This is a genomic window from Barnesiella propionica, from assembly GCF_025567045.1.
GTDB lineage: Bacteria > Bacteroidota > Bacteroidia > Bacteroidales > Barnesiellaceae > Barnesiella_B > Barnesiella_B propionica.
Genome location: NZ_JAOQJK010000001.1, coordinates 313,390 through 336,469, shown reverse-complemented (window position 1 = coordinate 336,469; position 23,080 = coordinate 313,390). Strand labels below are relative to the sequence as shown.

Below are 23,080 nucleotides of genomic sequence, written 5' to 3'. Positions count from 1 at the left end.
CGAACATAGAAAGAGTAAATATAAAATAGACCGTGAAAAGACACTGGAAATAGCAAATTACAGACTCAAAGAACTGCAGAATGCGTTGCAAAATGCTCTAAAACGCATCGCCGAGATCGATACGGTTTTCTGTAACCGGGAAAAAAATCTTGAGCAGATAAGATTATATGAAAAAGAACTTAAGGAAAAAGAACATACCGCAGAGAACTGGAAAAAACTGGACATCCTGTTCGGTTCGGCCGACGGGGCGAAATTCAAAAAAATAGCGCAAGGATATACGTTGGACGTACTATTGGGGTATGCGAACAAGCACTTACAGGATCTCACCCAACGTTATGAACTACAACGGATAGGCGAAACATTAGCTTTACAGGTATGTGACAAAGATATGTTAGGCGAAGTACGTAGCGTACATTCATTATCCGGAGGCGAATCTTTCATGATTTCACTGGCACTGGCACTGGGATTATCGTCTCTTTCATCCAACAGAATGAATGTAGAATCATTATTCATAGACGAAGGATTCGGTTCGCTGGACTCTGAAACACTCAGTATAGCAATGGACGCTTTAGAACGGCTACAAACTCAGGGGCGTAAAATTGGTGTTATTTCACATGTACAGGAAATGAACGAAAGAATAGCCGTACAAATACAAGTAACGAAATCGGCAAACGGACAAAGCAAAATCAGAATAACAGGATAATCTCCCACAATTTATACATCAAATAAGCAAGAGCGTCTGCCCTGCATGATTCGGGACAGACGCTCTTGTTTGCTTATCTTTCAAATTATTTTTACGGTAAACGGAACAGAAAGGGGAAAGGCTTGCTTTCCTTGAAATCCTTATTCGCTTCCCCTGTATATATTTCACCATTAACGAGATTCAATTTTTTAGTTCCGGCTTGAGGGGTAAAGTCCATCTTTTTCAAATCGACCCAAAAGGTACTGGGACTCAAAGTAGATTCGAAATAATAAATCTTATTTTTCTGATCAGATATCGACCGCCAGCGGGTAGAGGATATTTCCGGTCTTTCGGGCGTACTGATTCCCAACGGGACCGAAACATTACGCATAACTCCGAACACTCCGGCCAACGCCTCCCGTTCATTGGAAGTCTTAGGAATAACATTTATATAAAAAGAGGCACGTACAAAACGATCGGCTGCACGATTAGTGCCGGGTAGCATGGTAAGTCCGCCTATCCCCTTCCAATACTCATTAATAGCCAGCTGCTGCTCGTAACGGGGAGAGTTCGTCATGACCTGATATTGTTTGCCCTCATGTATTACCAGATTTCCGTTCAGATATTCCAGTATAGCACTGTTTCCCGTCTCATCGGAAATAGACATATGAAGAGTAGAAGCTGCTCCATTGGGCATATTAGGTGCGTCTATCCTGAAAACTTCTTTCCGAAGTTCCCGAACAGCCTCCTCGACAGTAGCGAAATTATCCAGTACATACTGCGGCCAAATGGCTATACCCATAACCGGACGTGTATCTCCAGGTCTCGTATAATCGGACTCAGGAAGATACAGCATATTAACGACCAGTCCTTTTTCATTCATTCCGTCACTAGTCCCTATATCATATCCTGTAGCTACGATACTACCGTATTTGGACGTCCATTTAACAGTATTATTACTATCATAGCCCACTCTGGATACTCCTCTCGGAAGAATATAAAGATTAGTCTGTATATCTTCTTTCCAATCCATTGTGCGGCCCGTAATCGTAAGACCGTCCGGTCCCTGGTAAAGAGCGCGTGTACATGCATAGGAATCGTTGAATCCTGCCATCGCAATTGCTGACAAACATAATGATAAGATCTGTTTCATAATAAGTTTTACATTTTATTTATAATAGATTTTTATACACAACTCCATCTTTCATAATAAAAACTATATTTTCTTCAGGTTCGCCAAGCAAGCTTATATCTTCCAAAACATTACCTTTAACGATCACGACATCGGCTAAAGCGCCTTCTTTAATTACTCCCAAATCACCGGGATAAGGATTTCTCGGACCTGAAAGAGATAACAATTCTGCATTATCATGAGTTATCATTTTAAGTATTTCATAATTGGTAAACCACTGCTGGAGCCTGACAATCCCTTGATTCTGATTTACAGTCCCGACCGGATTAAACAACAAATCGGTCCCCCAGGCCAAATGTACATTATATTTCTTCGCCAGTTTATACGTATTGTCCGTTCCTTGTACTACCAACGCATGTTTTTCCTGTTGTTCTTTTGTAGGGAAATGATTGTCGTCATAAGTGAACGGCTGCATGCTTAGCCATACATCCCGTTCGGCGATCAATGCCATAGTAGGTTCATCGATCAAATGTCCGTGCTCAATACTCCGTACTCCGGCATTTACTGCCCGGGCTATTGCTCTGGGAGCATAAACATGTACCATAACATAAGTCCCAGCATCTTCCGCCACTTTAACTGCCGCACGGATCTCTTCTTCAAAAAATTGAGAATCTTCCAACCGATCGTACAAAGAAGCAACTCCGCCTCCCGTCATTAATTTAATCTGGCTGGCTCCCATACGGAGATTATTTCTCGCCGCTGTAATCACGGCATCGACACCGTCCGCTATTATAGCTGCTCCTATTTCTTCGGTATGTGTCCATCCGCAGCAATCAAACGGACGCGGTACATCGTATACGGCACGAAAATCACCATGTCCCCCAGTCTGGGAAATTATAGGCCCTGAAGGATAAATATGAGGTCCTCTTATTATTCCTTCATCAATAGCCCGCTTCAAACCAAACACTGGGCCACCGGCATCACGGATTGTAGTAAAACCCCGTAACAATGTATTACCAGCCTCTCTCCCGGCTTTCAATTGCGTATAAGCATCATCGGCAGTCAACAAGTCCATCATGGTATTACTTGACATATAAGCATGCCAATGGGCATCGATAAGGCCGGGCATCATAAAATTACCCAGTCCATCCACAACCTCGGTTTCTTGATCTTTCTCTACGGGAATAGGTTGTTCCGAAATCACCTTGATTTTGTTTTCCTCTATCAGGATATTTCCGGTCCGGACATTATCATGTTCCCCGTCAAAAATAAGAACATCATTAATCAAAATATTTTTCTGCATGATGTACAAGTATTTGGAATCTTCATTTTTCTCATCCATTATATCATTTATTATAAACCTTTAAAATTTCAATTGGTTCAAAAGTGAGAACTTTAACTACTCCTATTCCGTTTTTTTATCGTACTTTTGAACAAATAAAATATCGACCAGACAAATATGACCGGACTACATCAAACGATACGCATAAAATTTATTGTACTCGTTCTTTTATATACCTCTACTCTTCATGTTGCAGCCCAGCAATATTATGAAATTCACGGACAGATAAGGGACAAGCAAACAAACGAACCTATCCCGTATGCCAGCGTATTACTTTGGAATACGTCAAACGGAAGTACTGCAGACAGTACCGGAAAATTCATATTAAAAAACATCCAACCCGGCATATACCGGGTACAGGCGACCAGCCTGGGATATTTGCCCTATTCTTCTTCCGAATTCAAACTTACTGCCCGAAATCTGGCTATGGATATCGAGATGGAAAGGAGTAAAACAGACCTGAAAGAAGTAAGCGTCACTGCCGGGATGTTTCGTCCCTCACCGGAAAGTCCTATTTCCATGCGCATTATCGGGGTACAGGAAATTGAAAAAAGTGCAGGTGCGAACCGGGACATATCTAAAGTCGTAAATTCTTTTCCGGGAGTAGCATCCACCGTCGGAGGAGGATACAGAAACGATCTGCTGGTAAGAGGCGGAGGCCCTATGGAAAACCGGTTCTATCTGGATGGAGTAGAAATTCCCAACATTAACCATTTCAGTACACAGGGAGCTTCAGGAGGACCCATGGGAATCATTGACGCTGACTTTATCCGGGAAGTCGGATTTTATACCGGAGCTTTCCCCGCAGGAAAAGGAAATGCTCTGAGTTCTATACTGGATTTTAAACTGCTGGACGGGAACAAAGAAAAGAACAGTTATAAAGCGACCGTCGGAGCGTCGGAGCTGGCATTATCTTCAAACGGACATATCGGTTCTCACACGACATATCTGGTATCGGTACGCCAGTCTTATCTACAACTTCTTTTTACCCTCCTTAAAATGCCGTTCCTGCCCAAATATACTGACGCTCAATTCAAAATAAAAACCCGATTTAACCAGGCTCATGAACTCACTTTACTCGGTATCGGGGCTATCGACGACATGAAACTGAACCAGAAAGCCGATCCCGAAGATGAAGGGAAACAATATATTCTCTCTTATTTACCCGTCATAAAACAAAAAACTTACACATTAGGCGCGGTATATAAACATTACGGAGGTAATCACGTACAAACGGTTGTCCTCAGCCGAAATTATATGAATAATAACAACATTAAATACAGGGATAACGACAAATCATCCCTTGATAACCTGACATTAAAATACAATTCGGATGAAATAGAAAATCATCTCCGTTTCGAAAACATATCTACTCTCCGCCTTTTCCGTATACAGGCAGGAGCCAATATTGATTATGCGACTTACAGAAACACTACCTTTCAAAGAATATTCGCATCGTCTCCTAAAGAAGTCAATTATCATACGTTCCTGAAAATGTTCAAGTGGGGAATATTCGTTTCTGGATCCTATGAATTGCCCGACTCACGTTTCTCGGCATCTCTGGGCATACGTACCGATGCCAATAACTATTCTTCTCAAATGAACAATCCGGCCAAACAGATTTCGCCGCGGCTATCGTTATCGTATGGTCTCACGGAGAGTCTGTTTATAAACGGTAACATCGGGAGATATTATCAGTTACCGGCTTATACGACCCTGGGATATAAAAATAACGACGGAACTCTCGTCAACAGGCACAACGGACTGTCATATATACGTTCCGACCAAGTAGTGGCCGGTCTGGAATACCGGGTAGGTAAAAACGCCCGTATTACCGCCGAGGGATTCTACAAAAAATATGATAATGCCCCTCTTTCGCTTACCGATTCTATTCCGCTGGCTTGTAAAGGTGTCGATTATGGAGCATCGGGTAATGAAGCAGCCTCTAGTTCTTCGGAAGGAAGAGCCTACGGGACAGAACTCATGATACGTTGGTATGGAAGCGGTAAATTTACGATGCTTGCTTCTTATACCTGGTACCACAGCGAATTCCGTAATCCTAAAACCCGCAAATTTATACCGACAGCCTGGGATAACCGCCATCTGGTCACGGTGTCGGGTACATATAAATTCAAATATAATTGGGACTTCGGATTAAAATTCAGGCTGATGGGAGGTGCTCCTTATACTCCTTACGACGAATATACGTCGTCTGTCGTCACCGCATGGAATGCAAGCAGCAGGCCCTATTACGACTATAACCGGTATAACAGTGAACGATTGAAAACATTTACTCAGATAGATGTAAGACTGGATAAAAGTTTTTACCGCAAAGGACTAATGATAGGATTATATATAGACCTGCAAAATGTATTAAACACCAAATACGATAATCAGCCTGTATTGAGAAGCACAGGTGAAAAATATACTGACGATCATGGAACGGAAAGATATAAAATGAAATATATCGATCAGAAAAGCGGGATCATATTACCTACTTTAGGTGTAACTGTAGAATTCTGATCAAAAAAACTATTTTCTTAGGAAACACACGGCCAGGACTTTAATTTTAATTAAAAAACGTACTTTTCTTATTAAAGCCTGAATCTTATTATGTAATTTTGAATAAGTTATTTGCAGAATATAATGGCTTTTTGTTGTTCAATAAACCTCCGCTGAACATACAAAGACATTATAAATTAATGTAGATACTGACTAAAAAATATTTAACCAACGGAGGTTTTCTATAGAATAACAGTAACTTGTTAAAGAAAACAATTCATGGGAATTATTAAATTCAGATCTCACATCCGGGAATGGATGTATCGTATATTTTTGCAAGACTATGATGAGATTCTCAGCCTTAAAGCTGACTATGAACAGTATGCTCATTTACAAAAAGCATTTCCCGAAATTCTTTCCGATTATGATATTGACATAAAAGACCTGAGTTCTATTTTGTCTCACCTGAACGATACGGAACAACACATATTCAAATTATTAGTGGAAGGCCATAATACCTATGATATAACAGGACATTTGAAAATGAACTATGACGACTTTAACCGCTGCAAACAAAATATAGGCGACGAATTGAAACGCTTTATAAAAAAACATCAAAAATGACAGGTATAAATTATAATGCAAAATAAAAAAGGTCCCGTGCAGAACCTTTTTATTTACTATCAGGAGTTTTCATTTCTCACCTTTTAAATACCAATCATACATCCGCCGGACGCCCTCGTCAATTTCTATTTTATGACGCCAGCCCAAGTCATGAAGTTTCGTAACATCGGTCAGCTTCCTCAGTGTTCCGTCCGGTTTATCGGCATTAAACGTTAAATTACCCTTGTAACCGACCGTCTCAACTATCATCTCGGCCAGCTGTCTAATAGTTATTTCTTTGCCTGTACCGATATTGATATGACAATTGCGAACTTCGGGATGCACTCCACGCACGTCTTTAAAATCTACGTGCTCCATCACATAGACACTGGCATCGGCCATCTCTTCACTCCACAAAAACTCACGTAAGGGAGTTCCGGTTCCCCACAGCTCGACTTGCTGCGATGTTATGCCATATTTATCCAGTATCTTTAATATATTTTCATGACTGCTTGTTCCGTCTATGCCTTCTACAGGCCTTAAATTCAGATCGTATTCCACTCCGGACCAGTTTCCTTCATTCAAACATTTTCCCAGATGAATTTTCCTTATCATGGCCGGTAATACGTGACTACGTTCCAAATCGAAATTATCATGAGGACCGTACAGATTAGTAGGCATCACTGCAATATAATTAGTTCCGTATTGCAAATTGAAACTTTCACACATCTTCAATCCGGCAATCTTCGCTATCGCATAAGGTTCATTGGTATATTCCAGAGGAGAAGCCAACAAAGCGTCTTCTTTCATCGGCTGTTCAGCATCCCGCGGATAGATGCAAGTACTACCCAGGAAAAGGAGTTTTTTCACCTGATGCCTGAAACTCTCCCCTATCACGTTTTGCTGAATCTGTAAATTACGATATATAAAATCGGCCCGGTATATACTGTTAGCCATAATACCACCGACATAAGCTGCCGCAAGAATTACATAATCGGGACGTTCTTCATCGAAAAAAGAACGCACGGCTGCACCATCCAGCAAATCCAGTTGTTCATGTGTCCGCCCCACCAGCTGCGTATAACCCTTTTTTTGCAAATTTTCCCAAATAGCCGAGCCTACAAGTCCCCGGTGTCCGGCAACGTATATTTTAGAATCCTTTTCCATAACCCCGACTATGAGCGCCAGTTCCTGACGTATTCCATATCATACTTCATCATAATTCTCACCAATTCTTCAAATGAAGTTTTACGGGGATTCCAGCCTAACAGCGTACGGGCTTTTGTCGGATCGCCCAGTAACTGTTCGACTTCAGAGGGACGAAAATATTTCGGATCCACCTCTACTAAAACTTTTCCGGTGGATTTATCTATTCCTTTTTCATGTATGCCTTCGCCTTGCCACGTCAGGTTTATACCAGCCTCCCCGAAAGCTAATGTACAAAATTCACGTACCGAATGCATTTCACCTGTAGCAATTACAAAATCTTCGGGATTCTCGTGTTGCAGCATTAACCACATACATTCTACATAATCTTTCGCATATCCCCAATCTCTTCGCGCATCCAGATTTCCTACATATAGTTTATCCTGCATTCCCTGAGCAATACGTGAAGCGGCCAAAGTAATTTTACGGGTTACAAAATTCTCCCCTCTGCGCTCACTCTCATGGTTGAAAAGAATTCCGTTTACAGCAAACATTCCATACGATTCTCTATAATTTTTCGTAATCCAGAACCCGTATTGTTTTGCAACACCATACGGAGAACGAGGATAGAAAGGAGTCGTTTCTTTCTGGGGAATCTCCTGTACCAACCCGAATAATTCACTCGTAGATGCCTGATAAATACGTGTTTTTTTCTCCAGACCCAATATTCGCACCGCTTCTAATAAACGGAGTGTTCCGACAGCATCGGTCTCGGCCGTATATTCAGGAACATCAAAACTTACCTTTACATGGCTCTGAGCTGCCAGGTTATATATTTCATCCGGTTGTATCTGTTGAATAATACGGACTAAAGAACTGGAATCGGTCATATCGCCATAATGTAAATTAACCAGGCGTTGCTGCTTCATATCCCTGACCCATTCATCAAAATATAAATGTTCGATACGTCCTGTATTAAATGATGAAGAACGACGTATAATCCCGTGAACTTCATAATCTTTTTCAATGAGGAACTCGGCCAGAAATGAACCATCCTGCCCTGTAATACCGGTTATTAATGCTTTTTTCATATTAATTAGAGAATTATTCCGTTACGAACAGACATATTTTCATTTGCCTGAATGACAAAGATAGATATAATTCTTAGTATGACAATTCGTATCTTATAAAAAAATCCCCTCTCTTATACCTCATAAACAGAAGTTATAAGAGAGAGGATTCGTAAATCATTTAAGCGATAACTTATTTTTCTTTCAATGTCTGCATGTACCGAAGCACTTCTTCTTTGTCTTCCGCAGAAGGGGCCCAAGGCGCCAGATGAACCGGTGATAACGGCACGTATGGACCTTCCTTGATTTCATAGATCACGGTTCCCGGCTCTTGAACCAGTATCGTGTGCCAGGTACGGGGAGGGATTTCTATGGCGTGGACAGGGGTACCGGGGCCCATCTGTATCCGTCGGGTTACCTCTCCCTGATCGTCAAACAGAAGGGCTTCGAGACGGCCCCGGAGGACGAGGTAGATCTCAGTCTTGTCCGGGTCTTGATGGCGGTGGGGAGGTAGATAGGTTCCCGGCTCCAGGGCGTTGAGCATGCGGTTGACGGGATCGGCATGGTCGTCGTGGAAGTTATAGTTTTTACGTAAACGGGGATTTTCACGGGCTTCGAGAATGACTCGGTCTAAAAGTTCGTCGGTCAGGAGTTTTATTTCTTGCATGGGGAAACGGATTTAGGTTGGTGTAAATGGTAATATTTACGCATGAACAGTATATAGATAAGGCTCAGCAAAAGGACTGTTACCAGTAAATAAATATAGGGACGGCTGCTGCACAGATAGCCGATGATGATCAGGGCTTGTAAGGACATATATATCAGACTGACGGTGATATGGGGAATCTTCAGTTCGTTGGCCATCAGCTGGTACAGGTGCTTGCGGTGGGGCAAACTGATATCTTCTTTGAGACGGAGACGATGGAGGATGGTCAGGACAGTGTCGACTCCATACACGGAAAGGAGGATGATATAGCTGAGGTCATGGGTGGTTATCATTAGCCTGCCGAGCAAAAATACCAGAATGAAGGCTATACTGACGGAACCGACGTCGCCGGCGAAACAGCGGGCTTGGGGACGGAAGTTGTACAGGTTGAAAACCAGGACGGACAGTATGAGGGTATACAGCAGAGGGGGTTCTACGAAAGAAATCCGGTAATGGTTGATCCATGCCAGTGAAAGGAGCAGAACGAGGCTGTAGCCCCCGGTAATGCCGTTGATACCGTCCATAAAGTTATAGGCGTTGATGATACCGGTACTGATTATCAGGGCGACCAGAGTGTACCACCAGGGCATACCGCTTAGCAGACCGAGCTGGGAAAACAGTAGGAACATGGCCGTGAAATGGACAATGAGACGGATACCACGGGGAACGGAACGGATATCGTCTATAAAACTGACAAGGCTGATCAGGGTGAGACCGAGCATGAACCAGGGGTATTGGTAATGGTTGGTCAGAAAGTAGACCAACGCGCCCAAATAAAAAATAATACCGCCGCCGCGAAGGGTAATGCGATGATGGGAGCTGCGCTCGTTGGGCTTATCGATAATATTGTAACGGTCGGCGATCCGGAAGTAGAAAATTTCCATAGACCATAACAATAACAGGACTAGAAGATAATAATACATGATTTTTTAATTTGTATAGACTTTCTTTTCTATTTCTTTCCAAATGATTTCTTCTTCAAAATTTTTCATAATAAATTTGCGTCCATTTTCTCCATGCTTTCTGCAAAGTTCCGGATTATTCAAATAATCTGACACTTTCTCTGCAATAGAATCTGCATTTATATTTATATACATTCCGGTAACTCCATTTACAACAGCATCCCGGCTACCCGTATGTGATGTAGTTAATACCGGTTTTCCCATTGAAGAAGCCTCCAGTATTGAAGTACCCAACCCCTCTCTATACGTCGGCAATAAAAGGACATCCATCAAAGAATAATAGTATTCCATATCCGATTCGATTAATCCTGTACAAACGATTTTTTTATTTCTTCGAATTTCTTGAAGCGTCTTTTCAGGTAAAGCATCCCGCTCTTCTGCCGGCCCTACCAACAAAAGATATAAGTTTTCCCTATCTTGTTGTAATTTTAAAAAGGCATCTACCAGTTCCACGATTCCTTTATCACAGACCAGGCGTCCGGTATATCCCATTATAAAAGCATCATCGGGTATATTCAATTTTCTTTTCAATTCTTTCTTCCTGGAAATATCTATGAAATCCGGATTGTATTTTATATTAGCATCTACTCCGTTACAGGAACCAATATTCAATAACATCATTTTCTTTTTCGATGTCAAACGATCTGTAAGGCTCCTTTCTATTAAATAAGGACTTACACATACGACTTTAGTAGAACAAAAAGACGCTATTCTTTCGGCACTAAGCAAAATAAACTTCTTCAATCCCGTGCTTGTCTCATATACTAATCCGTGACGAAAAAACACTCGATTAGGAACTCCCGCCATATATGCTGCAATCATAGAAAGCAAACCACCTTTGGGAGTATGCCCGCAAACCGTATCGAATTTATTTAACCGTATATATTTATATATTTCATATACGGCTTTTATATCTTGCCATACAGAAAATTTTCTTAATATACTTATCTCCTTATATTGGCAGTGATGTTGTTTTGAGAATGCGGCTATTTTATCCGAAGGACTACAGATTAAATGAATCTCATAACCTTTTCTTCCGAAATAGGTCAATTGCTTTCCAAAAAAAAACGGAATGGAAAAATAGACACAAACAACATTTAATATTTTCTTATTCATATTAATGTCGCTATAAAAATTACAATGAATTCGTAAAGTCTTGTTTTAATAAAGCGGTTATATTTTTCGTATCATGATTTCGCTTACCGCACTCCCAGGCCTTTAAACGATAATCTAAAATAATATTCTGATTTTCAATAAGATAAATCAACTCGGACTCAATATTTTTAGGATCAGAAACACAAATTGCCGCATCTTCTTTCTTCAAATATTTATAGGGCGAACTTTGCGACCAACAAACAGCAAATATGCAACAAGCATTTGATAATAAATCAATAATTTTAGTTGAAAAAGATAATCGGGTTATCAACCGGGGTTTCCGTGAGAATGATTCTACATGTAAAGCAATGTCGCACTTATTTCGGTATATATCTTTTAATTCTCTTTCCGATACTTTCCCCATCAAAAAACTATTTCTCCCATCATTCAGTTTGTTCAGTAAATATGGCGTAATAGGATTTTGGGTATATATGTAAAGTTGTGCTTTTATCTCATTACGATTGATATTTTCAAGAGCTTCTGCAAGCTTGCAAAGAAGTTTATCCCGATGATAAAACAAGTTACCTCCATACACGATTTTCAGAGGTTTGTCTAATTTTTCTTTAATTATCATCTCCCCATTAAAATCCCCTCCTTTTTTCAAAATCTTCATAGGAACTTTTAAAATAGGCTGATATTCATCCATTTGTTCCTGAGTCATCGTATACAGGAGACTATAATATTTTGCCGTTTTTTTTACATTGTAACGTAATACCAAACGGTTATACCAATATACAGGCGACCATGAATATTGCCGTAAGCTTAAATGATCATCATAAACATAAGAAATAAGCTTTTTCTTTGTCAACTTTGCAACATACCGGTCCAGCCTATGTAAATGAATATCATAATACATAGGAGCAAATATGATATCCGGATTAAATTCGTCTATAAATTTCTTCAACCGGGGACTTTTCCATTTAGAAATTCCCCACAGTAAATATCGAACTGTCTGAAAAATCTCCCATCTTAATCGACGAATATAAAAAAAGATTCCTCCACTTGTTATATCTTTCGACTGACTACAGGTAATATCATTTTCCGGATAATTTTCATAATATAGTTCATTACCAAAATAATGATTATGTAATATGCTGGATAGCATTTCTTTTTCCGATAGATGAAAATAACGTTTGCAAACATTATTGCTGGGCAGCTGAGAATTTGTATAGATTTGTGCAAATTCAAATTCATCTTTTAACGGTGAAAATAAATTAGTGAGAACATTTCCTCCGCTACTTTCCTGACGCCAAGGCTCTGATGAAATAATTAATACCCTCTTTTTTTCCATCATTACTTACTTTTCCCTCCAGACATTCCTTTTCACATAATCGGTATAGGAGAGGATTATCCTCACTACTTTATCGCTTACGTTGGGCATCGAGTAGTCATACACGGGACGAAAGTTACGTTCTTCTATATCTTGGTTCTGTAACTCGGCTAGCCCTTGCATCACACGATCGGGATCCAAACCTACCATCATCACCGAGGCTTCTTCCATCGCTTCGGGACGTTCGTGGGCTTCGCGGATGTTCAGTGCACGGAAGTTCAGGATGGAGGATTCTTCGCTGATCGTACCCGAATCGGACAACACGGCGTTAGCGTTTAACTGTAACTGGTTGTAGTCACTCAGGGACAGGGGTTTCATCAGTTTTACGTTTTCGTGAAAACGNTGACACTAGTACGAGAGGACCGTGTTGGACCGACCCCTGGTTTATCGGTTGTTCCGCCAGGAGCATAGCCGAGTAGCTAAGTCGGGATTGGATAAGTGCTGAAAGCATCTAAGTACGAAGCCAGCCCCAAGATAAGATTTCCCTTAAGGGTCGTCAGAGACGATGACGTAGATAGGTTGCAGATGTAAAGGCAGTAATGTCAAAGTCGAGCAATACTAATCACCCGTGACTTTCGGTTTTCACAGGACGTACGTTTCGAAGTTTATAATTTGAGTGCATTGTTTTCGCTTCTGCTTTCAATACGGATCTTTTTTTAAAAAGAAATTAAGGTGGTTATAGCACGAGGGTCCCACCTCTTCCCATACCGAACAGAGAAGTTAAGCCTCGTCACGCCGATGGTACTGCGCAAAGTGGGAGAGTAGGTAGCCGCCACATAAAGGAGCCTTGTCGGAAGGGGGAGATGACCCCCGGAAGATCAGGCTCCTGTTTTATATGTACAGGTCAAGAACATCAGATCAATACCTAATACCCAACACTCACACCCATACCACACTCACACCCAATACCACTATCATACTACTACTACTACTACTACCCATACTATTATCCACACCACTTCATCCCTGAAGAATTACCTCTCTCCACAATCCCGTACAGCCCCTTCCCAGTCAACCCGGTTACGTTACCGTCAGTCCCCCGAAGCCCCGGGAATCCCCGATGTTTAAACATGAACATGCGGAGGGGGGAATAATCCTTATTATAAATTAAAATTATTCGAGATACTTTATTTATGTAATTTTTTATATATTTGCTGATGATTTTTTATATTAAATGATAAAATATATGAAACGTATTTCTCTCTTTTGTTCGATATTTATCTTTTTCTTCCCTGTTTTATGGGCTAAAGAGATAACACAGGAACAAGCACTGAAAATAGCAGAGACTTATATCAGTACAACTACTTCCGGTTCCGGAAAGAAGATATCTTCAAAATTGCGGTCTGTACGTCCGGTGCAGCCAATACGGTCTATAGAGAAGTCTCCTGCCTATTATATGTTTAATATAGATACATTGAGTGGTTTTGTCGTAGTTTCCGGTGATGATGAATTGACTCCTGTTATAGGATATGCCGATCAGGGGGAGATCGTTCCCGACCGTATGCCCGATGCTTTAAACAGCTGGCTGGAGGTATATAGTGAGTATGTAGATAGAGTACGAAGCGGTAAAATTAAAGTAGTACGATCGGCCTTTGAAAAAGCGAGTGTGGTCGTATCGCCTATGATAACGACAAGATGGAACCAAGATGCACCTTTTAACGGGCAATGTCCGGAATATAATGGAAGGAATATGGTGACCGGTTGCGTTGCGACAGCCCTTGCCCAGATCATGAAGTACCATAACTGGCCCGGGGAAGGAGAAGGTTCCAATACTTATTATAATGAGTATGCCGGTGAATTGAGTGCCGATTTCAGTCAGTCGAGATACGATTGGGATAATATGATCGATGTGTATGAATATTCCTACCGTCAGAGTCCTTCAGGTATAACAATGACTACACCGAAATTTAAGGAGGAAGAAGGTGATGCGGTCGCAAAGTTAATGTCGGATGTGGGGATTTCCATAAACATGAATTATACTCCCTTTGCGAGCGGATCGAATAATATGTTTGCGTATAAGGCTTTAGTAGAAAATTTCAAGTATAGCGGCAATTCTTTAAGGTTGTATGAGCGGGATAATTGTACGACAAGCCAGTGGGTAAATATTATATTGAGCGAATTGCAATCCGGAAGGCCTTTATATTATTCGGGTTCATCAAAAACAGTAGGACATGCTTTCGTTTGTGACGGTATAGACAGTAATAACTTTTTACATATAAACTGGGGGTGGGGCGGCCTTTGCGACGGTTTTTTCGATATGAATTATATGGATCCTGACGACTTGGGTATAGGCGGAGGAGAAGGAAGTTATATTTATAACCAGGCGGTTATGGTGGGGATTCGTCCGGCGGAACAGGGAGAAGAAAAAGAAATACTGAAGCCCCAGACTTTACTCGGAGATGTTGAAGTATCCGATAGCCGGGTTCCTTTGGGCACTGCCTTTACGGTAACGGTGAACAAAGCCTGGAATTATAATGTGAACCGGTTCGAGGGAGAAATGGGGATCGCTTTATATCAGAACGATAAATTATTGGAGGTACTGGGACGTGCGGGATATGCTCTTGACCCGTATTATCTTTATACTACTTATCCTTTAGAAGCGACTATTCCTCCAACTTATGAAAACGGAGAATATGAACTTCGTCTGGTTTTTCGTGAAACAGGACGTGCCGACTGGATTGATGCTTTATTCCCTATTAACCAGAAAGGAAAGATTCCTCTTGTTATAGAAAATAATTTTGTTGTTTTCGGTGAATGGGACACGCAAGTCGAAATGAGTTTGTTATCTTCTGTTATTCCTATGAGTACTGTTTATAGCGGATGTGAATCGGGTTTTAAAGTATCGTTGCGGAATGAAAGCAAAGTACATTTGAAAGGATCGGTTTCGTTGATGTTCATGCCGGTTGGAAAAGAACAGTTAACGACTTATACTACTTCTGCCATGATATATGGAGAAAGTGATGTGAATCTGTTATTGAAACATCAGATTTCTTTGGCTCCCGGCGATTACGAAGTTTCTGTTTTTTACACCGATTCTATCAATGGTGAATCTATATCGTTCCTAAGAACCACGGAGGATATGATTACAGTACATCCTGCTCCTACGGTACCGGTTCTTATTCTGGCTCAGCCGTTGAAACGCAATGGAGAGCAGAATAGTTATATGCAGAACGAACAAGTGTACCAATATTTTTTGTGTAACAATCAAGGTTCTCAGGGAGATGTGCAGATCGGATTGTTTGCCCGTTCCGTTTATACGGGAGCCGAAACATGTATCGCCGATCTTATAGGTTGGGTTCCCGGCCGTCAGAATAATATATCGGGATATGTGTACGGTGATTTAAGTTCTTTGGACCCCGGAGAATATATTTTATCCTTAAAATATGTAAAAGATAATATTTATGTATCTATGGAACCGGAGGAGTATAACCGGTTGCCTCTGGTGGTAACCGAGGCGGGGGCTGTGGATGCATTGTATACTGAAAATGTGCGCATATATCCGAATCCTGTAATGGACAAGTTGCATGTTTATGCCGGAGGGGTAACTTCCAGAGTTGAAATATATTCATCAGCAGGAAGTCTGGTATGGGAATCGTCTTCTATCGGAACTTCGGAATTTTCTGTTCCTGTAAATAATCTGTTACCGGGTATATATATCTTAAAAGCAGAAACAGATAACGGTATAATTGTAAGATCATTTGTGAAGAAATAATTTTGAATAACAATATTCAATTTAAATAAATCCCGAAAAATTTTAAATTTTTCGGGATTTATTTAAAGGTCTGTTCCGGGTCCATCAGCAGGCATAATTAGTGTTATTATGTCCTCTCAACTCCTCAATTATCTCATATACGAGCTGGATAACTTGAGGAATGCAGTGTTGTACTTCGGGAGATAGTTGTATTCCCAGACTTTGGAAATTTTTTACGCTTACCGCCAGTAAGTTTATCTGGGGTATGTTACCTTCGATAAGCATGGCATCTATCATGTCTTTCAGCCCTATTTCGTGTGCGCTGAGCAAGCGCGGGTAATCATTGGAAAATCGTGGCTTTAAACGTCGTACTGTTCCGGCAGGCAGGTCGTCGAGGGCGGCGTCTATCAGTATTAAGTGTTTATACTGTTGTAAGGTGCCAATCAGAAACAATCCTCCTGTTCCTCCGTCAAGGACATCTACACCGGTAGGTATTTGCTGTGATTGCAGTTTCTGAACCACATGGATACCTATTCCTTCATCTTTCAACACAAGGTTTCCAAGCCCTAAAATTAAAATCTCATTCATATATCACTCCTTTCTCTCTAAATTCAGGACACCTTTGTCCCGTTTCTCTATATTTTTCTGCCGTTCAATCAATACTTTTTGTTTTTGTTCCGTTTCATATTCTTCGGCCAGATCTTCCCGGATAAATTTCCAACCTCCGATAATAGAGGAGGCTATTCCGTTGCGTTCTATATAATCGTGGTAAAATACCAGATATACATGAACGACGGAGAAGAGGATGAAAGCCCACATGGCAATATGGTGTATGTCACGTACGACATAAAATCCTCCCATTGAGAATAGCAGCCAAGTGAAGAACGGTTCCATTACATTATTAGTGGAGACGCAGAACATGGCAAATCCGGTAAGCGATTGGATAATAAATAGAATGAACACTCCGAAATAGGTGAATGCCGCCAGGCTGTTATGACCGATGTCATATACCGGTTTGGGCGATAACAAGAGGACATCTACTTTTGTAGTTTCAATGATTCCCCTCCATTGTTCTTTTTTCAAAGGAATATAGTTAGGCCATCTGGCAAAACTGTTACCGGCAAATGCCCAGTATATGCGTACCAGGAAATTAATAACGAATACAAATGCCGCTACGAAGTGGATGAAACGTATCCACCCGAACCAGTAATTGAATTCGGGAGCCGTACCGTGTTGTATGGCCGGAGGATTACCTATAATGTAACCGGTAATGCATAAGACTACGATGGCAACTGCATTTACCCAATGGAAAATCCGTACCGGTAATTCCCATACATATACTTCGCGTAATCGTTTTTTCCTGCTTATCATAATAGTATCTCCTTTTACTTAAAACGTATCGAACTGGTGTAAATGTTCACCCTTCTCATCATAAAGATGCACGGCACATGCCATACACGGATCGAACGAGTGAATCGTACGTATAATCTCCAATGGAATTTTGCTATCGAATACCGGCGTCCCGATCAAAGAAGCTTCGAAGGCAGAGTGCTGACCTTTCGTATCCCGGGGAGATGCATTCCAGGTCGTAGGAACTACCATTTGGTAATTGCTTACTTTTTTATCCTTAATATCTACGTAATGGGCCAGCGCTCCGCGTGGAGCTTCCGTCAGGCCGAAACCTTTGGCCTCCTTCGGCCAGGTAGATGGTTCCCAGTATGTATTATTGAACATCCGGTAATCACCTTTTTTAATATTACTGATTAGTTCTTTATAGAAATCCCCCATCCATCTTGATACCAGTACGGCTTCCATAGCTCGTGCCAGTGTACGCCCTGCCGTAGAGAACATCGCATCATAGGGAAGTTTCATTTCTTTCAGGCAACGGTCTGTTATTTCTCTGTAGTCGGCTACCCCCATTGCATATCCCACTACGTTACGGGACAGCGGGCCTGTTTCCATCGGTTCGCCTTTATAACGCGGAGTTTTGATCCAACTGTAAGGTTTGTCTCTGGGCAAATATTCGTACGGAGGAGTTGGGCCGGTATAATCGAGATTGGTTTCTCCTACCGAAGGATGCAGACCTACGTCTTTTCCCTGATCGTAAGTGTACCAGGCATTATTGATAAATTCCTGTAGCCCGTCCATATCGTTCGGATCGAATTCCTCTACTTTCGATATATCGCGGTTGTATACGATTCCCCTCGGACTCTTGTATGTCGACAGTTCGTCATAATTCCCCATCGGATAATCTCCGTAGGCTATATAGTTGCGCAGTCCTCCTCCTATTTTCGTCCATTCGGGATAATAGGAAAGTATCGCCATAACATCGGGCAGATAAACTTGTTCGGCAAATTGCTGGGTGAGTTCAATGATTTCCGCTACGGCGCTTAATCTTTCCAGATTGATAGCATTCGGGTCGTTGATGTTGACGGCGCAGGCCATTCCTCCGACCAGATAATTGGGGTGTGGGTTCTTTCCGCCGAATATGGTCTGTATCTTTACCATTTCTTTTTGCTTTTCGAGAGCTTCGAAATAGTGCGCCAGTCCTACGAGGTTGACCTCCGGAGGTAATTTATACGCCGGGTGGCCCCAATATCCGTTGGAAAAGATACTGAACTTACTAGTCTTAACGAAATTCTTAACTTTCTTCTGTATATCCGAGAAGTAACCTATGGAATTTTTAGGCCAGGGCGATATGCTTTGTGCTACCGCTGCTGCCTGTTTGGGATCGGCTTTTAAAGCTGACATGACATCTATCCAGTCTAAAGCCTGTAACTGGTAGAAGTGTGTAGTATGATCTTGCTCCGTTAAGGCCCCTTGCATAAGGTTGCGCACTTGCTGGGCGTTAGGAGGAATAACGATGCCTAAAGCGTTTTCTACGGCGCGGACCGAACACAGAGAATGTATCGAAGTACATACTCCGCATACGCGGCCTACATAAGCCCATACATCGCGCGGGTCTCGGTCTTTTACGATGATCTCTATACCGCGAACCATCGTACCGGTGCTGAATGCATCTGTAATAACGCCGTTCTCTATATCGGCTTCCATGCGTAAATGCCCCTCGATACGGGTAATGGGGTCAACTACTATTCTTTGTACCATAAGTTACTATTTTTTATTATTTTCTATACGCCCTTCTTCTTCCAGTCGGTCGGCTTTTTCTTCGAGCTGAATTTCTTTTTTTCTTATATCTGTTTCGTCTTCTGCGAAATTCTCCTGATTAATTTCATCATTATCCATCTGGTTCTTGATAAGTTTGCGTTTTTGGATATTGGTGACGATGGCATGGGCGGTTATCCCGGCTGCTGCAACTGCGGTGAGTCCCAGACCTATTTTATCCGCCGTGGCTTCGATGCCGAAACCGTGTACATCAGGAATATGGCTGTACAAAGGTTCATAATCCCAAAAGTGAGGTTCGGCACAACCTATGCAACCGTGTCCCGACTGTATCGGGTAGCTTATATTATCGTTCCATTTGATGATAGCGCAGGAGTTAAATGTATTAGGCCCTTTACACCCCATTTTATAAAGGCAGTATCCTTTTTTTGCATTTTCATCGTCGAACGATTGTACGAATAATCCTGCATCATAGGCGGGACGCCTGTAACAGGAATCATGGATGCGCCTTCCGTAAAATACTTTGGGGCGTCCCGTATTATCCAGTTCGGGTATTTTATCGAATGTGAGCATATACGTTATTACACCGGCCATCACATCTGCAATAGGAGGACATCCTTGCACGTTGATAACAGGTTTCCCGGATATGATTTGGTGAATCGGTTTTGTTTTGGTTGGGTTGGGATAAGCACCCTGTATACAACCGGAAGAAGCACAGTTGCCCCATGCGATAATAGCGGCGGCCCCCTCTGCCGCTTCATCGAATACTTGTTTTGCCGATTTTCCGGCGATGGTGCAATAGCCCGGACTTCCCAGTGGGACAGAACCTTCTGTGATCAGGATATATTTTCCCCAGTTATCTTTCATGGAACGCAGGCGGACTTCCTCGGCCTGTGTCCCGCTTGCTGCCATAAAGGTATCGGAATAGTCGAGAGATATCAATTCGAGCAATATTTGTCCTACAAGAGGATGAGATGCTCTTAGGAATGATTCGCTGCAGCAGGTACATTCCTGGAAATGGAGCCATATTACCGGTTTACGGGGTTTGGTTTCCAAAGCATTGATGACCTGAGCGACTCCGCTTTGTTCCAGTCCCAGCATGACACCTACCAATCCGCAGAATTTGAGGAATTGCCGGCGGGTATATCCTTTCTCCCTTAACTCCTGATAGAAAGTCTTTTCTTCTTCCATAGTTATATATTTATTTTGTCAACAAATTCGTGGCAATTGTTCTCCGCTGAGCATGTCCAGTTTTCTGGTTTGTCCCAGAGGCATTTTCAGATAAACATCGCTTTCCTTATCATCTGTTACATGGCCAATGATAGCGGCCTGTTTCCCGTGTTTATCCCGGCGGATCAGCCGGAGGGCATCTTCGGCCTGTTCTTCAGGTACGAATATCAGCATGGTTCCCTCGTTTGCTACATATAAGGGGTCTAATCCCAATAAATTGCAGGCGGCTGCTACCTCTTCGCTGACAGGTAGTTTGTCTTCTTCTATTTCTATGGTGATATTAGCCCCTTCCGCGATCTCGTTCAGTGTACTGGACAGGCCTCCTCGTGTAGGATCACGCATGATATGGATATCGGGTATACTTGCCAGCAGATTCGTTATCATCGTAGTAAGGGCGGCGGTATCGCTTTTTATAATGGTTTCGAATCCTAGGTTTTCCCGTGTGGAAAGTATGCATACTCCGTGATTACCTATGCCTCCGGTAAGGATGATGGCATCACCTTTTTTTATACGTTTCAGAGAAATATCTATTCCGGCCGGAATTATACCTATTCCGCTTGTGTTTATATATATCTTGTCACATTTTCCCCGTTCTACCACCTTCGTATCTCCGGTTACGATACTGACTCCGGCCGCTTGTGCTGCTTCTTTCATGCTTTCCACGATTATCTTTAATTCCGAGATAGGTAATCCCTCTTCGATGATGAAGCCTGCTGACAGATAACAGGGGGTGGCTCCGCAACTCAGTAAATCGTTTACGGTTCCGTTCACGGCGAGATCACCTATGTCGCCCCCCGGGAAGAAAATAGGGTTCACGACGAAAGAATCAGTCGTATATGCGATGTGTCGTAACGGAAGGTCGATGATTGCCCCGTCATGGTACTGATCGAGTAACGGATTGGAAAATGCCGGGTGAAAGACCTCTTCTATCAGTTGTTGGGTAAGTCTTCCTCCTCCTCCGTGGGCCATGACTATATGATCATATTTATGTGGTACTGGACATTGTGTCGTTTTCATATCGGTCGATTTTAATGATTATAGCGATAATAAGCTGAGCATACGCCCTCCGAAGAAACCATCGGAGCACCCTCCGGATGATCGGGGGTACAGAGCTTTCCGAAAGCCGGGCATTGCTTCGGTGTCATCAGGCCGCGCATAATTTTTCCGGCACGACAGATTTGCTTCTCAATGGGTGCACTTTCAGTGAAAATAAAACGTTTTTCCGCATTATAATGTTCATATTCGGGACGGAGTATTAATCCGCTTCCGGGTATTTCTCCTAATCCCCTCCAGGAAGAATCGTAAGGCTTGAAAAATTGTTGAACGGCTTCCCAGGCTTTGGGATTTCCTTTTTCCGATACGACCCTGCTGTATCCGTTCTCTACCCGGCACGTTTCTTCTTCCAGTTGTTTTATTGTTTTGTATATGCCATATAACAAGTCTACCGGTTCGAAACCGGTGACGGTTATCGGCAATTTGTGCCGTGCCGCTATTTCTTTATATTTTGCCGTACCAGTTACGGCACATACATGCCCGGCGGCTAAAAGGCCGTTCACACGGCTGTCGGTATCTCCGGCTATCAGGTCTATAGCCGCCGGTATCGTATAGATAGCGGTCAACAAAGAAAAGTTTTTAATGCCCCGTTTTTGGGCTTGTTGTATAAGTAGGGCGTATATAGGCGTTGTCGTTTCAAAACCGATTGCGAAAAATATCACCTCTTTTTTCGGGTTATCAGTAGCAATTTTTAAAGTGTCCAAAGGTGAATATATCATTCTTACGTCACCGCCTTCTGCTTTTACCTGTATGAGATCTTTGCGACTTCCCGGTACACGCATCATATCACCGAAGGTACAGAAAATAACTTCGGGCCGTGATGCCAGTTCCAGTGCCCGGTCGATCATGATAGCCGGAGTAACGCAGACGGGGCATCCGGGGCCGTGTAACATCGTTATCTTTTCAGGCAGTAATTCTTCGATGCGGTAACGTGATAAGGCATACGTTTGTCCTCCGCAAACTTCCATGATGCGCCATTTTTTTGTAGTAATGCGATGGATTGCAGATAATAAGGTTCGCATTCGGGATGCATCTTTAAATTCATTGGTTCTGCTCATAGTGATTCGTTTCATTATATTTTGCCAGAGCATTAAAATCCTGCAAAGTCGCTGTCGCTTCTGCTTCGTCCAAAGTAGTGAGAGCGACCCCTGCATGAGCGAGAATATAATCTCCTATACCGGCATCGATCCATTCTATACATATCTCCTTACTTACTCCGTGAAAATTGACGGTCGCCATTTTTAATTCGTGGGCCGTATCTATAGATATAATTTTTCCGGGAATTGCCAAGCACATAATTAATGAGGATTGGTTAAACTTAATGAATGAACAATTTTTCACACAGTTTTGTTT

Annotated in this window: 19 protein-coding genes, 1 rRNA gene, 1 pseudogene and 1 other annotated feature; of the genes and pseudogenes, 5 read left to right on the top strand and 16 right to left on the bottom strand. The window is 42.1% G+C overall.

The features are described from left to right. Positions 1–166: 166 nt before the first annotated feature. Positions 167–703: pseudogene (locus tag OCV73_RS01440) on the top strand (SbcC/MukB-like Walker B domain-containing protein); the annotation flags it as partial. A 91-nt stretch (positions 704–794) separates the two neighbouring features. Here the strand turns inward: OCV73_RS01440 and OCV73_RS01435 are convergent. Further along, the gene (locus OCV73_RS01435) at positions 795–1,796 is read right to left on the bottom strand and encodes a linear amide C-N hydrolase (RefSeq protein ID WP_394802940.1); all 1,002 of its coding nucleotides are present in this window, start codon (positions 1,794–1,796) and stop codon (positions 795–797) included. A gap of 58 nt (positions 1,797–1,854) precedes the next feature. Further along, positions 1,855–3,117 (bottom strand): metal-dependent hydrolase family protein, encoded by a 1,263-nt coding sequence (locus tag OCV73_RS01430; protein ID WP_147548723.1) that lies wholly within the window; start codon positions 3,115–3,117, stop codon positions 1,855–1,857. Positions 3,118–3,273: 156 nt separating this feature from the next. Here OCV73_RS01430 and OCV73_RS01425 point away from each other — a divergent pair, with 156 nt between their 5' ends. Together OCV73_RS01425 and OCV73_RS01420 are read left to right on the top strand one after the other, a co-directional pair. Beyond that, positions 3,274–5,679, top strand: a complete 2,406-nt coding sequence (locus OCV73_RS01425) for a TonB-dependent receptor (RefSeq protein WP_147548530.1) — start codon at positions 3,274–3,276, stop codon at positions 5,677–5,679. A gap of 258 nt (positions 5,680–5,937) precedes the next feature. Then, on the top strand, positions 5,938–6,282 hold the full coding sequence (locus OCV73_RS01420) for a hypothetical protein (protein WP_147548528.1): 345 nt from the start codon (positions 5,938–5,940) through the stop codon (positions 6,280–6,282). A 69-nt stretch (positions 6,283–6,351) separates the two neighbouring features. On the opposite strand, the gene OCV73_RS01415 is transcribed toward OCV73_RS01420, so the two are convergent. From OCV73_RS01415 to OCV73_RS01385, 7 genes are all read right to left on the bottom strand, one after another. Continuing rightward, the gene (locus OCV73_RS01415; protein ID WP_147548526.1) at positions 6,352–7,428 is read right to left on the bottom strand and encodes a GDP-L-fucose synthase family protein; all 1,077 of its coding nucleotides are present in this window, start codon (positions 7,426–7,428) and stop codon (positions 6,352–6,354) included. A gap of 8 nt (positions 7,429–7,436) precedes the next feature. After that, a complete protein-coding gene (gene gmd, locus OCV73_RS01410) occupies positions 7,437–8,498 on the bottom strand; it encodes a GDP-mannose 4,6-dehydratase (RefSeq protein WP_147548524.1) in 1,062 nt (353 codons plus the stop codon). A 172-nt stretch (positions 8,499–8,670) separates the two neighbouring features. Continuing rightward, positions 8,671–9,135, bottom strand: coding sequence for a WbuC family cupin fold metalloprotein (locus tag OCV73_RS01405; protein ID WP_147548721.1), 465 nt, complete (start codon positions 9,133–9,135; stop codon positions 8,671–8,673). After that, entirely contained in the window at positions 9,132–10,106 is a 975-nt protein-coding gene (locus OCV73_RS01400; protein ID WP_147548521.1) for an MraY family glycosyltransferase, read from the bottom strand. Before OCV73_RS01400 ends, OCV73_RS01405 begins: the two co-directional genes overlap by 4 nt. 6 nt (positions 10,107–10,112) lie before the next feature. Continuing rightward, entirely contained in the window at positions 10,113–11,261 is a 1,149-nt protein-coding gene (locus OCV73_RS01395; RefSeq protein ID WP_147548519.1) for a glycosyltransferase family 4 protein, read from the bottom strand. A 19-nt stretch (positions 11,262–11,280) separates the two neighbouring features. Beyond that, a complete protein-coding gene (locus OCV73_RS01390) occupies positions 11,281–12,591 on the bottom strand; it encodes a glycosyltransferase family protein (protein WP_147548517.1) in 1,311 nt (436 codons plus the stop codon). A 6-nt stretch (positions 12,592–12,597) separates the two neighbouring features. Beyond that, entirely contained in the window at positions 12,598–12,948 is a 351-nt protein-coding gene (locus OCV73_RS01385; protein ID WP_317244116.1) for a UDP-N-acetylglucosamine 2-epimerase, read from the bottom strand. 2 nt (positions 12,949–12,950) lie between these two features. After that, positions 12,951–13,200 (top strand) — a sequence feature (23S ribosomal RNA rRNA prediction is too short). Between the two features lie 98 nt (positions 13,201–13,298). On the opposite strand from OCV73_RS01385, the gene rrf reads away from it, so the two are divergent. Then, a 5S ribosomal RNA gene (gene rrf, locus OCV73_RS01380) occupies positions 13,299–13,408 on the top strand. Between the two features lie 408 nt (positions 13,409–13,816). Continuing rightward, positions 13,817–16,342, top strand: coding sequence for a thiol protease/hemagglutinin PrtT (locus tag OCV73_RS01375; protein ID WP_167551187.1), 2,526 nt, complete (start codon positions 13,817–13,819; stop codon positions 16,340–16,342). Between the two features lie 84 nt (positions 16,343–16,426). Here OCV73_RS01375 and OCV73_RS01370 read toward each other — a convergent pair whose 3' ends face one another. From OCV73_RS01370 to OCV73_RS01340, 7 genes are read right to left on the bottom strand one after another with little or no spacing between them, the layout of a single operon-like run. Beyond that, positions 16,427–16,909 (bottom strand): hydrogenase maturation protease, encoded by a 483-nt coding sequence (locus tag OCV73_RS01370; protein WP_147548513.1) that lies wholly within the window; start codon positions 16,907–16,909, stop codon positions 16,427–16,429. 3 nt (positions 16,910–16,912) lie between these two features. Next, positions 16,913–17,692 carry a Ni/Fe-hydrogenase, b-type cytochrome subunit gene (gene cybH, locus OCV73_RS01365; RefSeq protein ID WP_147548511.1) on the bottom strand — a complete coding sequence of 260 codons (780 nt, stop codon included), beginning with the start codon at positions 17,690–17,692 and terminating at the stop codon, positions 16,913–16,915. 18 nt (positions 17,693–17,710) lie between these two features. Next, on the bottom strand, positions 17,711–19,429 hold the full coding sequence (locus OCV73_RS01360; protein WP_147548508.1) for a nickel-dependent hydrogenase large subunit: 1,719 nt from the start codon (positions 19,427–19,429) through the stop codon (positions 17,711–17,713). A gap of 6 nt (positions 19,430–19,435) precedes the next feature. After that, entirely contained in the window at positions 19,436–20,635 is a 1,200-nt protein-coding gene (locus OCV73_RS01355) for a hydrogenase small subunit (protein WP_147548506.1), read from the bottom strand. Positions 20,636–20,653: 18 nt separating this feature from the next. Beyond that, entirely contained in the window at positions 20,654–21,691 is a 1,038-nt protein-coding gene (hypE, locus tag OCV73_RS01350; RefSeq protein WP_147548504.1) for a hydrogenase expression/formation protein HypE, read from the bottom strand. A gap of 11 nt (positions 21,692–21,702) precedes the next feature. After that, positions 21,703–22,785 (bottom strand): hydrogenase formation protein HypD, encoded by a 1,083-nt coding sequence (gene hypD / locus OCV73_RS01345; protein WP_147548719.1) that lies wholly within the window; start codon positions 22,783–22,785, stop codon positions 21,703–21,705. Further along, on the bottom strand, positions 22,769–23,023 hold the full coding sequence (locus OCV73_RS01340; protein WP_147548717.1) for a HypC/HybG/HupF family hydrogenase formation chaperone: 255 nt from the start codon (positions 23,021–23,023) through the stop codon (positions 22,769–22,771). The genes hypD and OCV73_RS01340 overlap by 17 nt, the downstream gene beginning before the upstream one ends. Positions 23,024–23,080 lie beyond the last annotated feature (57 nt).

What these genes read in the sequence shown, in the direction of transcription:
- OCV73_RS01355 (WP_147548506.1), bottom strand. Translation starts at nt 20,635, where the DNA reads ATGGAAGAAGAAAAGACTTTCTATCAGGAGTTAAGGGAGAAAGGATAT.
- hypE (WP_147548504.1), bottom strand. Translation starts at nt 21,691, where the DNA reads ATGAAAACGACACAATGTCCAGTACCACATAAATATGATCATATAGTC.
- OCV73_RS01390 (WP_147548517.1), bottom strand. Translation starts at nt 12,591, where the DNA reads ATGGAAAAAAAGAGGGTATTAATTATTTCATCAGAGCCTTGGCGTCAG.
- OCV73_RS01395 (WP_147548519.1), bottom strand. Translation starts at nt 11,261, where the DNA reads ATGAATAAGAAAATATTAAATGTTGTTTGTGTCTATTTTTCCATTCCG.
- gmd (WP_147548524.1), bottom strand. Translation starts at nt 8,498, where the DNA reads ATGAAAAAAGCATTAATAACCGGTATTACAGGGCAGGATGGTTCATTT.
- OCV73_RS01415 (WP_147548526.1), bottom strand. Translation starts at nt 7,428, where the DNA reads ATGGAAAAGGATTCTAAAATATACGTTGCCGGACACCGGGGACTTGTA.
- cybH (WP_147548511.1), bottom strand. Translation starts at nt 17,692, where the DNA reads ATGATAAGCAGGAAAAAACGATTACGCGAAGTATATGTATGGGAATTA.
- OCV73_RS01370 (WP_147548513.1), bottom strand. Translation starts at nt 16,909, where the DNA reads ATGAATGAGATTTTAATTTTAGGGCTTGGAAACCTTGTGTTGAAAGAT.
- OCV73_RS01400 (WP_147548521.1), bottom strand. Translation starts at nt 10,106, where the DNA reads ATGTATTATTATCTTCTAGTCCTGTTATTGTTATGGTCTATGGAAATT.
- OCV73_RS01385 (WP_317244116.1), bottom strand. Translation starts at nt 12,948, where the DNA reads ATGAAACCCCTGTCCCTGAGTGACTACAACCAGTTACAGTTAAACGCT.
- OCV73_RS01435 (WP_394802940.1), bottom strand. Translation starts at nt 1,796, where the DNA reads ATGGCAGGATTCAACGATTCCTATGCATGTACACGCGCTCTTTACCAG.
- OCV73_RS01425 (WP_147548530.1), top strand. Translation starts at nt 3,274, where the DNA reads ATGACCGGACTACATCAAACGATACGCATAAAATTTATTGTACTCGTT.
- OCV73_RS01340 (WP_147548717.1), bottom strand. Translation starts at nt 23,023, where the DNA reads ATGTGCTTGGCAATTCCCGGAAAAATTATATCTATAGATACGGCCCAC.
- OCV73_RS01420 (WP_147548528.1), top strand. Translation starts at nt 5,938, where the DNA reads ATGGGAATTATTAAATTCAGATCTCACATCCGGGAATGGATGTATCGT.
- hypD (WP_147548719.1), bottom strand. Translation starts at nt 22,785, where the DNA reads ATGAGCAGAACCAATGAATTTAAAGATGCATCCCGAATGCGAACCTTA.
- OCV73_RS01375 (WP_167551187.1), top strand. Translation starts at nt 13,817, where the DNA reads ATGAAACGTATTTCTCTCTTTTGTTCGATATTTATCTTTTTCTTCCCT.
- OCV73_RS01360 (WP_147548508.1), bottom strand. Translation starts at nt 19,429, where the DNA reads ATGGTACAAAGAATAGTAGTTGACCCCATTACCCGTATCGAGGGGCAT.
- OCV73_RS01430 (WP_147548723.1), bottom strand. Translation starts at nt 3,117, where the DNA reads ATGCAGAAAAATATTTTGATTAATGATGTTCTTATTTTTGACGGGGAA.